Annotated in this window: 11 protein-coding genes; all 11 read right to left on the bottom strand. The window is 41.2% G+C overall.

Annotated elements, in window-relative coordinates:
- Positions 1-4 precede the first annotated feature (4 nt).
- A complete protein-coding gene (locus H8700_RS07110) occupies positions 5-310 on the bottom strand; it encodes a WXG100 family type VII secretion target (protein ID WP_249304664.1) in 306 nt (101 codons plus the stop codon).
- A gap of 76 nt (positions 311-386) precedes the next feature.
- Positions 387-686 carry a WXG100 family type VII secretion target gene (locus H8700_RS07105; protein ID WP_249304661.1) on the bottom strand — a complete coding sequence of 100 codons (300 nt, stop codon included), beginning with the start codon at positions 684-686 and terminating at the stop codon, positions 387-389.
- Between the two features lie 137 nt (positions 687-823).
- The gene (locus H8700_RS07100; RefSeq protein WP_249304659.1) at positions 824-1,537 is read right to left on the bottom strand and encodes a zinc ribbon domain-containing protein; all 714 of its coding nucleotides are present in this window, start codon (positions 1,535-1,537) and stop codon (positions 824-826) included.
- Between the two features lie 67 nt (positions 1,538-1,604).
- Positions 1,605-3,020 (bottom strand): FHA domain-containing protein, encoded by a 1,416-nt coding sequence (locus H8700_RS07095; protein ID WP_249304657.1) that lies wholly within the window; start codon positions 3,018-3,020, stop codon positions 1,605-1,607.
- Positions 3,021-3,114: 94 nt separating this feature from the next.
- Positions 3,115-3,492 carry an FHA domain-containing protein gene (locus H8700_RS07090; protein WP_249304655.1) on the bottom strand — a complete coding sequence of 126 codons (378 nt, stop codon included), beginning with the start codon at positions 3,490-3,492 and terminating at the stop codon, positions 3,115-3,117.
- A complete protein-coding gene (locus H8700_RS07085; protein WP_249304653.1) occupies positions 3,473-4,198 on the bottom strand; it encodes a LytR/AlgR family response regulator transcription factor in 726 nt (241 codons plus the stop codon). Before H8700_RS07085 ends, H8700_RS07090 begins: the two co-directional genes overlap by 20 nt.
- A 66-nt stretch (positions 4,199-4,264) precedes the next feature.
- Entirely contained in the window at positions 4,265-5,776 is a 1,512-nt protein-coding gene (locus H8700_RS07080) for an FHA domain-containing protein (protein ID WP_249304651.1), read from the bottom strand.
- Between the two features lie 104 nt (positions 5,777-5,880).
- Positions 5,881-7,227, bottom strand: a complete 1,347-nt coding sequence (locus tag H8700_RS07075) for a serine/threonine protein kinase (RefSeq protein ID WP_249304649.1) — start codon at positions 7,225-7,227, stop codon at positions 5,881-5,883.
- Positions 7,228-7,288: 61 nt separating this feature from the next.
- Positions 7,289-8,764, bottom strand: a complete 1,476-nt coding sequence (locus H8700_RS07070; protein ID WP_249304648.1) for a serine/threonine protein kinase — start codon at positions 8,762-8,764, stop codon at positions 7,289-7,291.
- 108 nt (positions 8,765-8,872) lie between these two features.
- Positions 8,873-10,936 carry a protein kinase domain-containing protein gene (locus tag H8700_RS07065; RefSeq protein WP_249304645.1) on the bottom strand — a complete coding sequence of 688 codons (2,064 nt, stop codon included), beginning with the start codon at positions 10,934-10,936 and terminating at the stop codon, positions 8,873-8,875.
- Positions 10,937-10,957: 21 nt separating this feature from the next.
- Positions 10,958-13,168 carry a serine/threonine protein kinase gene (locus H8700_RS07060; protein WP_249304641.1) on the bottom strand — a complete coding sequence of 737 codons (2,211 nt, stop codon included), beginning with the start codon at positions 13,166-13,168 and terminating at the stop codon, positions 10,958-10,960.
- Between the last annotated feature and the right edge of the window lie 8 nt (positions 13,169-13,176).

The following is a 13,176-nucleotide window of genomic DNA, read 5'->3' as shown; positions in this document are numbered from 1 at the left end:
TTTTTTAATGATACGTTCTCTGTGAAGCAATATTGGCTACTTTCTGCTCTGTAGTCTCATACTTCTTAACGATCTCTTCTAATTTGTTGCAATAATTCTGAATTGCAGTATGGAATTTATCCATCTTTGTCTTATCTGTATTAAATGCTGCATGGAATTTGTCATTTGCATCACCGTCCCACTGCTGGTTCAATGCTGCTTCAAGCTCTACAAGCTTTGAGATCTTATTGCTAAGCTGACCATTTTTATTGATCAGATCCTCCTTCTTTCTTCTTAATTCCGATGGTGTTACTGTAAATGTTTTTGCCATAATACATTTCCTCCTTTTTATTGGTGCTTTTATTTAGACGTTTGTAATGGTTCACAAACGCTGCTGCCTTTGTCTCTTATACTTTAATCTCATCCACAAGCTGTCCGACTTTGCTTTCACACTCTTCATATTTGCTTTGTGCATTGGTTTCATATGTATAAAGCTTTGTCAGATTACTGATCATCGTTTGAGCCTTTTCGATATCATCATGAAATGCTTTCTTGAACTGCTCACTACCCGGACCATCCCACATCCGGTCAAGCTCTTTTACATGATCACTGATATCACCTAATGTAGAGTTGATATTGTTAATGCACGTCTGTATCGTCTGTGCATCCTTTGATAAACGGGATGTGTTCACTTTTATCTTGCCCACGTTATATCACCTTCTTTCTGTATGCCATCCTACTCTTTTGTCTATAGCTAACATAGCATAAACTTTCTTTGACAAAAGAATATTTGTCATTTTTTGCTTTGATCTTGTAAAAATTGCAATGCTCTTTCCAATTTTCATCAAGAATTTAGTGATATTACCGTAAAAACCGAAAGTGCTATCATCAACAAGAAGATGCACCCAACGATTAGCAAGACGCAAAAAAACGATCTTGCATAATTTCTAAGATTAACGTTATTACTTAATCCGCCCAAAGCTGTGATCAGCAGAAATATCCATCCTATCAGCGGAATAGCAAATAATAAATTATAGCCAAAATATCCCCACATACTTAATGGTGTATAATCCAAGCTTGGATTATAATCAGGGATAATAGTGTGTATTTGTGGAGACTGTGTCATCATATTGGGGTTCATATTCTGATTCATTCCCCACTGTGTACCATATGGATCATTGTACCCATATGGCTGCTGATACGCTGCATGCGGATCATAATATCCATTCTGTCCCTGTGATGTATTACCGTTTTGCTGTCCCTGTGACGGATAACCGGTATTTTGTTGGTTATATGCATTCTGGTTATTATATGTGTTCTGCTTTTGTGACGGATAGCCGGTATTTTGACCGTTATGCATATTCGTGTCTGACATTTTAGGCTGTGCAGATACCTTTCTGCTTTGACTGTCACCATCTGAATTATTCTTTACCGGCTGTGTTGAGATCTTAGCAGGCTGTACTTTTGCACTATTCTTTGGCTCTTCAAAAATCTGACCACACCACATACAGAATTTTGAACCTTCTTCGTTTTCTTTTCCGCAATGTTTACATATCATATGTATCTCCTCCTTTAGTTGCTATATTCAGGCATTTACGAAAATGCCATCCGCTTTATTTGTATTTTTAAAATAGCATGATCATTTCCTGATTCTGACCAAATGCTACTCTCGTACCTTTTCCTACTCGAATCTTCTGATTCATACTAAGATTCTGTGACTGTTGTCCGCTATATAGGATTGTTCCATAACCAAAACTGACAATCTCATAAAACATTCCGGACAGATCCATCCGTATTGCACATTGTTTTACCGCTACCGACGGATTTGACAAAACAAGCTGGCAAGACTTCGCATCCCGTCCGATCGTTATTGTTTCTCCTTTCTTTAAAGTAAGCTGTGCACCTTTTAGTTCACCTAACTCGTAGTGAAGCTCTCCTGAAACCATCCTATCTTGTCTAGGCTGCTGCAAGCCCATATTGTTCCGGATATTTTGTCCTGCATGATCTCTTAGCTGCACTTCCGATCCGGTGCTTATACCATTTTTACTATTCGGATTGGAATTGTAAGATATCTCTCCTAACTGCTGACCGACCGGGATATTTGGCATTATGCCATCCTGGATGATCTGTCTGGTCGGCATCTCATCTGTTTCAACTTTATCTTTCACAAAAAATGTGATCACCATCCATACTGCAAGAAGAACCACTCCTACTACTGTTACATACAACGCTGTACCATCAAAGGATTTGAGTAAACCTTTTGTCGTATCCGTAGATACCTTCATCGTGGCTGCAAGCTTCTGAATGTCTATTCCGAGTTCTTTTAATTGCTTGTACATTTCGTACAGCAATTGGTTATTTTTTGTTGTATTTCCAATATATCTGTTTAGCTTAACCGCTATCTTTGCCGGGATTGTCAGATACCAGACTGCCTGTTCTATGATATAAAGGAGCAGATAGCCACCCGATGCGATCAATGAAACGGTAATCTTTTTCTTTTTTAATCCCGATAGTAAAATGATGACAAAAAGAGTAATCGAACCAACCAGGAAAAAGGTAACACGTACCTTATACAGATTGATAAGCTTCACTGTCTGCTCTCTTGCACTTTTGTTAATTGCTCCGACAAAAATTCTGTCATCATCATCCCGGCTAAAAATCCTATTTGCAATGGTCTGTGATGATGTTGTCAATAATTGCAATCCGCTGTAAGAATAGTCCTGTAATTCTGAGTTTTTATTAATCTTTTTTCGCTGCTTTTTGATCTCTTTTTCTGTTTCTTTTCTGACAAGATCTGCTGCTGTAGAATTTGCAGAATTCCACAGATCTGATAAAATATCATCGCTATCTGATTTTAATTCTTCTTTGAGTACATCATAGAACTCATCACCCATGCAATCTTCCAGCATATCGATTACGCTTAATGCAATCTGCTTTTCCGATACATGAAAAACCGGAGAAAAAATCGGTGTGAAAAGGATCACACAGATCAGACAGCCGACAGCCATCTTCCATGTATTCATTTTTCTTATACGCATCATATGTATCTCCTTTTAAGTTTTGACTTTTGCACTTGTCTTTTGCTATTCTCTTTATACACTTTACAATCGTTCCTATGGTTGCTTTGTCTGTTTCTCACCGTAATTTGTATAAATTGTCCTCATTTCCGAGATAAAGCTCTTCTGTCGATGCAAGATAATATTCTTTTCCTTTCTCTAATCGTGTGCCATCTCCTAAAAATGTGCCATTTTTCGAAAAATCGGTAACACGATACTTATCCAATGCACCCACATATACGATCTCGCAATGTTTTCTGCTTACCTGTGTATCCGTGATCACATACTGGCATTGTGTCACATCACGTCCTAACACAACTTTGACATCACTCGGAAGTGGTATCAGCTGCCCGATATGACTTCCTCTGATACAGATCAAGCCACCGGTTTTATCTTCTGATAAAGCAAGACTCTTTGTTACCTGCATTGTTGACATATCATTTTCCAAGTTCCCCATATTCCCCATCCTTTCTTGCATCCAGCTGTAATCTGACACTTTCTGTATATTTCCTGCTGATTGGAATTGTAATATCTTCCAGACTGATTTCTGTTCGTGAATACCCTGATATAAACATCGTATTTACCAGATAACTCTGATGACATCGTAAAAAGTCATACGATTCCAAAACCTTTTGCAAGTCAGACAGCTTCGCATAAAATGTCACTTCACCATGCAGCAAATGTGCGATCACTTTTCTGGTATCTGCTTCAAAATATTTCACCTTATCAAGAAGAAGCTTTTCCTTGCGTCCATTGATATTGACATGTAAGCAGCGGGAATTCTTAGAACGCTCATAAATATAACGTCCCAACTCATCTTCTAATCGAGGATATTGTATCGGCTTTAGCAAATAGGAAAATGCCTGATAAGTATATCCATCAAAAACATGCTCTTTTGAAACAGTCACAAATATAATATCCACATCAACCTGATGCATACGGATATACTTTGCCGTCTCAATGCCATCCCGTTCCGGCATATGTATGTCTAATAAAAGCAGATCACAGGTAAATGTTTTCTCTTCTACTGCCTTGACCACATCCTTTCCGGATGAAAATGTTGAAAATTCCACTTCACCATATTGAAAAACAATATGACTGACCATATCTTTCAATTCATCCTGTATGATCTTTTCATCATCACATATTCCAATTCGCAGCATACGCTCCTCCCTCTTTTCGTTCTCAGACCGTCTTATCTTTTTTTCTCTCTAATTTTTCTTTATTCCTTATCCGACCTGAATTGCTTCATGCTGGTTGCCAAGATAGATCACAGTTCCCGGTGTGATCGTCGTATAACTACCTGCAGATACCATTGCTCCGTTCGATAATCTGGTTCCGTTAGAAGAATAGTCCGTCACCTGATAATTTCCACTAGCTGCATCAAAGCGAATACCACAATGTCTTCTGCTTACCTTCGGATATTGAAAAACGATCGAACTAAGTGCCGGATCACGACCAAGTATCATTTCCTCTCCTGCGCGGAAAGTAAAAGTCTTTCCCTGATGTTCACCACTGACTACCGTAATTCTTCCTTCCGGCTGCGAAGTTTCAAAATAATATGGACTTGTACTGTCTCCGGTAAAACCTCCATTCGCTCCGACATTATTCATGTCTCCGGCAAAGCCTATGTTCGCTCCGACATTATTCATGTCTCCGGTAAAGCCTCCGTTCGCTCCGACATTATTCATGTCTCCGGCAAAGCCTCCGTTCGCTCCGACATTATTCATGTCTCCGGCAAAGCCTCCGTTCGCTCCGACATTATTCATGTCTCCGGCAAAGCCTCCGTTCATTCCGTTATTATTCATATCTCCGGCAAAGCCTCCGTTCGCTCCGACATTATTCATATCTCCGGCAAAGCCTCCATTCGCTCCGACATTATTCATATCTCCGGCAAAGCCTCCGTTCATTCCGCCGTTATCTCCAAATACGTCTAAATTTTCCTGTGAAAATTGCCAGTCATCGGAATCATTAGCGACTTTTGGTCGAAATGCTGTCAGAAAAAGAACTCCCATTACGATCAAAACAATGCCAAGAACCAGCGACAACATACTTCCCCAGCTAGAAAAAGCTGCTGACATCTCCGAAATTGCATATTTCCCAACTCCGCTGATATCGAAAAGTCCGCCTTCCATGCACTCGGCACTTTCAATATATTTAGAAATCTTTCCCCACATCATGCCCGGAAGTGCAAACTGAATGAGCAAATTCGATAGTACCGTCAAAGCACCAACTCCGATCAGACCCGGTGCAACCATTTTTCGAAGTGCAAGCACGAGGATCATAACGATCAAAGCTGCTGCAACCGGCAGAAGCAGCAAGATACCATTCAAACGCAGACTGCTTTTAATTCCGCTTTTTGCAACATCATCTTTCTTTGCTGCATCATATTGGATCACATCAAAAAGCATCTTGTCATTCTTATTTACCGTCAACATCCACTTTGCTAAGGCAAGTGTTGATTTACTTCCTACATTTTTGTCTCCCAGTCTGGAGCGTACTTCTTCCAATGTATCTTTTCGTTCCGAACCGCCGACATCAAATTCTTTGATCGCATCCTCTGCTCCGGCTTCCAATGCTTTTTTCTTATTCTGTTCCTTTGCATGTTGATTCACCTTGACTGCTGTATCTACATATTTCACTTCTGTCACATCAATTCTCGGCAAGAAAAGTGTGATCACAAGGAGTAAGAGCAGTCCTGCTCCGGTAACAATCTGCCAGTTCAATTTTTTTCCTTCCATCTCAACCTCTTTTCCGCAGTTACTTTCCACTGCTGTTATTCATTTGTCTTTCATAAACATGCTTTTTAGCTGTTATCTTTTATAGCATCTCTTATCGCATTCTTTTATAACGCTTCGATAAGAGCTTTTTTCAGTTCTGTTACAGACCGGTATCTGTTATGAAAGTCCACATCCATACACTGTTCTACGATGCGAAACCATTTTTTCTTAATATGAACCTTATATTTTCGAAACGGCAGAAGCTTTATACTGTCGCTTTCTAGCCTTGTGATCACATCGGGAGGTTTATGCCCTGTCAGCATGTAATACATCATTGCTCCAAGTGCATAAATATCTGTCCACGCCCCCTCATCTTTTGGCACGCCAAGTTTTGCCGTCCGGTATTGCTCCGGTGCCGCAAAGTCGGGCTTTAGAAATGCTGCTGCCAGATTCGGTCTGGTATCGTACCAGTATTTTGCTGCTCCAAGGTCGATCAAAACTTCCCTGCCTTCTTTTGTCTCCATAATATTTCCCGGTGAAATGTCACTATGTACAATCTTTCTGTCATGCAGCTTATCAAGGCTATCTAGTACCGGAAGAAGGATCTCACATACTCTTTCCGGCGAAAGTGCCTGCCCCTTTGCTTTCATCTTTTTTCCGATACTTGTCCCGGATATATATTCCATCACCAGATATGCCGTATCATTTTCTTCAAAATAATCGTAGGCTGTCACAATGCCTTTCTCATGAATAAACTTCGCTGTCATTTTTGCTTCTTTTCGAAAAGAATCCATGCCAAAACGATACGGTTCGATCATGGCAGAAGACTTTACTGTTACAAAGCGATCTTCTCTTTGTGCCCATTCCGAAGGAAAATATTCTTTGATCGCAACATTTCTTCCAAGATTGATATCTTCACAAAGATACGTGATTCCAAATCCGCCAATCCCTAAAGGGCCGATCACACGATACCGTTCTTCTAAAAAAGTATCTGTCGGAAGTACCTGCTTTGCTTCTTCATAATGCATGGTCTGGATCACAGGCTGTATCTTCACTTCCTGCTGTGTCATATGTTTGATCGATTCTAACGATTCTTTTGCATCTTCTTCTGTCTGATAGGAAACTTCTAAAATTTTATATTCATCATAATCTGCATATTGAAGAACCTTTTGAGCGATCGTTTCCTGCTTTTGACGGATAATGTCTGCAACTAACAGTAACGAACGGGCATAAGCCTTTCGTACCGTAAACAAAAAGCATTTGATCTCCAAGACAGCATCGTAGGCACGCCAGATACGCAGATTCTTCCTTTCAAAGAAAAGACTGCCGATCATAAAACGTTTTCCGATAATATCACCACGAAGCCATTCTCCTTCCTGCCTCTCCTCTTCAAAAGAAAAGCCGCATACAGGACAATGTTCCCATTCTTCGTCCCATTCCTGAAAACATCCCTTACAAATTTTACTCTTCATGCTCCTTATCTCCTCGTTTCCGGTTCGTGATCGGATTCCTTCTTCTGTCTGTTTATTCTGTCTATTGATTATCTAACTGCTGCCGCAGATACTCCATTGCTGCTTCTTCCCTGCTCTTATCCGGAATATATCTGTCAGAAACAGATGCAGTCTGATAAACCGGCTCATTACCATCCGCTTTCTGTCTTCCCGGATAATTCTGATATTCCGGCTCCGTAGGCTGGATTCTTTCTATTACTGCCTGATTAGTTGTGTATATATTGTCATTGGGTGCCTGATTTGTTGTATATGCACTTCCGTTCGATGCCTGGTTTGTTATGTTTGTGTTATCATTTGACATCTGATTTACCGTATATATACTTTCATTCGATGACTGATTTGTTGTGTTTACATTGTCATTTGATATCTGACCTGTCATGTATACATTTTCATTCGACATCTGTTCATTCTGTCTTTGCTGCATTTCAGCTTGCCAGTTTAGCGGTACTTTTTCTCCCGGAATGCATTCACCATATAACGCATAATACAGATCTGCCATGCTTTGAAAACGGTCTTTGATCTGAACACTCATTCCTTTTAATAATGCCATGTCCTGTCTTTCCGATATCGGAATGCCCAATGCCCGAAGAGATTGCAATTGATCATCTGCAACACGTTCGAAAGCTTTTTGCAATTTGACATGGCTTAGCAGATAATAAATACTTGCACTCAGGCTGTAGACATCCGTCCATGGTCCCTGATTGCCGTTCCGGTCATACTGCTCGATCGGTGCATAACCATGCTTGAGTAAGATTGCATTGTCCTTTTCGCCATGAAATTCTTTGGCAGCACCAAAGTCAATAACTTTGACTTCAAACTTTTTATTGATCATGATATTGTCAGGACTGATATCACGATGAATGATATTTTCTTTATGTACAGTATTCAATGCAATAATGACATCTTTTAGCATCGGCAACAGAATGTTTGCCGGAATTCGCTTTCCTTCATAACACTTGGCATATTGCCTGAGGTTAATCCCTTCTATATATTCCATGACAATATAGGCTGTCCGGTTTCCATAAAAGAAATCACGGATCGATACGATTCCCGGAAGTGCATAGAATCGGGAAAGATTCTTCGCTTCATTGATATACGAACGAAGACCGCCAAGATAGGCATTGACCGCTTTTTGCGTCTTCGTTGTCAAAACATCCATGCTGTATTGTGTAGATGTAGATGTCGTCGTAGACGCTGTTGTCATCATTGCCTGTGTAGTATCTCTGGCTGCCACGCCTCTTGGAAAATATTCCTTGATACATACCCGCTTACTTTGATAAAAATCCCAGCCGACATAAGTAATTCCAAACCCGCCAATACCGATCACACTTCCTATCAGATATTTTCCATTCAGGATCTCATAGGGTGGCATACTGTTTGCCGGCTTTTGGTATCTTGATAAGACAAAACCGCACTTCGGGCAGGGTTTTGTGATATCCTCCACGATTTCCATGCATCCCATACAAAGCTTGTTGGGATCTACCAGTTTCTTTCCCATAATCTTCCTCGTTTCTATCGGTGAGTAGTTGTTTTTGTCTACCTGATCATTGTTTACTGTCTGCGTTGCTTTTGCATCCGTGTAAAGTAAAAAGATCGAACGAATCAATTAATATATGGATTTAGTATTATTTTCATTCGTTTCAAACCTAACACTATCTGAATCCTTCTTTGCTTTCTTTTTACTTGATGATTTCTTCTTACTTACTGACCTGTCCGTCGTTGGTGCCTGTGTCTTTGCCGGCTTCTTTGTCGGTGCAACGGTAGGCTCTACCGTTGGTTCCGGTGTCGGTGTTGCTTCCGGGCCTTTGCTTACCCAGAGAATGACGGTATCTACATGATTGACATTCAGCTTATCTGCCATATTCGTATTGACTTTCGTTCCTTTTTTCGGTTCCTGTCCGTCTCCTACGATCGTGCCAATCTTTGCCGTATCATCGAAAAGCTGATTGATCTTATACTTTACTTTGATATTTTTCTTTGCAAGTACCTTCTTTGCCTGTGCAACCGCCTTACCTGTCAGATCCGGCATCTTTACCACATAGTCAGATTCTTTGCCCCATGACAGATACAGCTTAAACTGATCCATATTCGATAATGCTAAGACCGAGCCGGGCTGTACGGTCTGGTCATAGCAGATATCTTTTGGAACATCCTTGTTATAGTGTTCAAAGATCATCTTGTCTTTGTTCTTGTTATACAGATCACCAAAACGCACCGCCAGATCCTGTTCGATCGCCGCTTTATCACTGTTTTTATAATCAATAATGCTTACTTTGCTACTGCTTGCGACCGTAAAGTTTAAGGTCGTTCCTTTTGTAACCTTCTGTCCCTCGTTACTGTCCTGTCCATCAATCTGGCAGCGAATGATCTTATCTTCCGGTTCATCCTGATGATATTCATAGTTGTATGCTGTCTTTAAGCCAAGGTTCTTTGCTTTCTGGTCGGCTTTTTCAATCTGCGTGCCGAAGCTTACCCAGTCAGGCATACCATTTGCACTTTTACTTTCTCCGGTCTCGATCTGCTTATGCTGTGTCAGGTTCATGCCAAGAGCAACCGAACCACCCGCCAATGCGATCACGGCAACCACGATTCCGGCTTTCGCAGCAACCGGTAATGATGCGATCTTTTTGCCAAGGGCTTTGATGCCTTTTTCACTCTCTTTCATATCATCCGGCAGGATCCACTCCGGTTCATATACCGGCTCAAAGTCTGCTCCGTCCAATGCTTCCATGAACTCCTGTGCACTCTGTAAACGAAACTGTGGCTGGATACTCAGACACATCATAATCGCAAACTCTGCCTGCTGTGGAATCTTCACACCAAGCTCTGACAGACTTTTTAACTGATCATTTGCAATCCTTTCATTGGCTGCCTGAGGTTTCTGCCCTGTCAACAGACGATAAAATAACGCGGCCACTGCGTACAGATCGGTATAAGGTCCCTGCTTTGCTTTCTTGGAATACTGCTCGATCGGTGCATAACCGACTTTCAAGACAATATCCGAATGCGGATTTGCCATCTGTGTCACATACTTTGCCGCACCAAAGTCGATCAGCTTGATCACACCTTCTTTTGTCACAAAGATGTTGTCCGGTGCAATATCCCGATGCAATACACCTCTTTTGTGAATATCACGCAGGATATGAAGTACGGTTAAGACCACACGACGACTCCACTCATATCCGGCTTTGTTGTTCGTTTCTTTTAAGATCTGCTTGACATCCATTCCTTCTAAGAATTCCATCACAATATAACCGGTGCCGTTCTCTTCAAAGAAGTTAAAGATCTTAATAACGCCTTTGACATCCTGTAAGTTGGCAATGCTCTTCGCTTCTTCTAAGAACTGGTGCAAGCCGAGCCGGAAACGCTGCTGTTTCGTTGTATCCGTCAGTGTCACGGTCGCACCATCCTGCGAACGCTTTGAAAGCATCCGCGGATAATATTCCTTGATCGCGACACGACATTGTAATACCTGATTCCAGCCAATATAGGTGATGCCAAAGCCACCTGCTCCCAAGACCTTCCCTACCACGAATTTGTTCTGTAAGACCGTCCTCGGCTTTAAAAACTTTGTCGTATCACAGGAAAGCTGAAGCGGTTCACCACAATGAGGGCATGTCGTATTCTCTTTGTCATCAATGGGCTGCATACAGCTGTAACATAGTTTCATATGTATTCCTCATTTCTATTTCTAATTATCCATTAAACTATTTGTATTTTTAGAAGAATTTTGGCTACTCTTTTTCTTTAGTGGTTTATTTCTCGATGGATTAGTTGGTGCCTGTGTTTTCACCGGTGGTGCTTGTGTTGCCTGCTGTACCGGTGCCTGCGTTGGTTTCGGCGTTGGGAGTTTGATATTAACGATTACCGTATCGCCCTTCTTAAAGCATCCATTGATCTGACCACTCTTACTCTCAATCTTTCGGACTGTCTCGATGATCTCTTTCTTTGCCGGTACATTACCCTTGCCATCCTTGACATTGACACCAAGTGCTTTTAAGTCTCCGACTGTCGTACTGCCAAGTGCCAGACGCTTACCTACGATAGAAAAGATTGCTCCCGGTGTCTTACGGGCATCATAGATCTGTCCCTCCTTTAAGCTGTCACTAAGGCTGACAATCGTGTTCGCATTTGTCTCAAAACTATAATAATGTTCTTTGATCAGCTTGCTTCTTTCCTGCGCAGTTCCTTTCTGTGCCTTGACTTTCGCAGGATCCGTACCATACTTCATCGGAACTGCTGTATAATCCTTGCCAAGAAAATCGTTACGTTTCACTTTATCTACATAGAAGAAAGGACCTGTATAAATTTTGATTGTTAGAGACGATTTATTTGCCACTTTTAATGGATTTGGAAGACTTTCACTATCTTTTGGTTCATATGTCTTATTCTGATACGATACAGACTTTACTGTTCCGTAAGGCTGTGAATTATTCTGCTCTTTATCATCTAATGTATATGGGATCTCATCACTTGACGGACAGAAAGACCACCAATTCGATAAGAACGTACATTGCTCTTTACTTTCTACTTCAAGCTCTGCTGCCGGCTTTTTCGCACTATAGCCATCCTTCTTCATGGCACTTGTGATCGTATTCCATTTCGTACCACCGGCAAGCTTGTTATTCTCTGTATGATCTAAGAAAGATGTAATGAGATCTTTCTTCGCATCTGCTGTATAATAATATGTCACGTCCAATGTATCTTCTTTCAGACCATTCTTTTTCCATGTCTTTAAGAAAGACTGGATCGTAGTCTTATCATCCGGCTCCTGAAAGGTTGCTACCTTAGTATTCTCAGATGTCACATCTCCTCTTTTACGATTCATGAAGACAAAGACACCACCTGCAATCACGACACAGGTAAATACAGCGACCAGACCTTTGACCCAGATAGGAATCTTTCCAGTATCATTCTTCTTTTTCTTTACTTTGATCCGCTTTGTGTTACCGGAAGTCAGTTCTTTCATAAAGACTTCCGCAGAAGGTGTTCGATCCTTCTGATAAATGTTTAATGCATTCATCAATGCATTCTCATCACTTTCCGAAATCTTCACACCCAACTTGGATGGAGCTTCTAATTCATCCACCAAGGCACGATCGACAGATTCTGCAGGCACTTTGCCTGTGATCATACGATACATGACTGCACCCAGTGCATAAACATCCGTCCATGGACCTCTGACACCACGACTTCTGTATTGCTCTTCCGGTGCATAGCCCTGCTTTAAGATAATGGCAAGACTCTTTGAGTTTGCTGTTGTGACATAGCGTGTCGCACCAAAGTCAAGCAGTTTAACCTCTCCGTTATTACAAAGGTAGATCGTCTCCGGTGCGATATCACAATGGATGATATCCATCGGATGTACTTTTGCAAGTCCCTGTAAGAGCCGGAGTAAGAGAGCTTTCGCTTCCTCTACGGTGTATTTTTTTCCTGCATTTAAGACTTGTGCTAATGTCTGTCCTTCTAAATATTCTGCGATCACATATCCGGTATCATTCTCTGCGACACAGTCATATACCTGTGTGATACCATCCACTTTGCCTAACTGCTGGATACGGTTTGCTTCATTTAAAAATGTCATTAAGCCCTGATTAAACTGCTCTTCCGCATCTCCCGAATAAATCGTTACTTCGAGTTCTCCCTCGGAACGTGTCGAAAATTCACTGGGCAGATATTCGCTGACTGTTACTTTCTGATTCGTCTCGGCATTCAGTCCAAGATATTTGATAATGTAGCCGCTATATTGTAAAACACGTCCTACAATATATTTGCCGCCAACAATACTTCCGGGTACCAGATAATAGGACTCCTGTGTCAAAGTTGTCTCATCATATCCACAGTGAGGACACTTTGTCAGTGCATCATCCATCTGTTCCATACATCCCATGCATAATTTCATATTCGTCT

Origin of the sequence: Jutongia hominis (genome assembly GCF_014384965.1) — a bacterium.
GTDB classification, from domain to species: Bacteria; Bacillota; Clostridia; order Lachnospirales; family Lachnospiraceae; genus Butyribacter; species Butyribacter hominis.
This window is presented reverse-complemented; position numbering and strand designations above follow the sequence as displayed.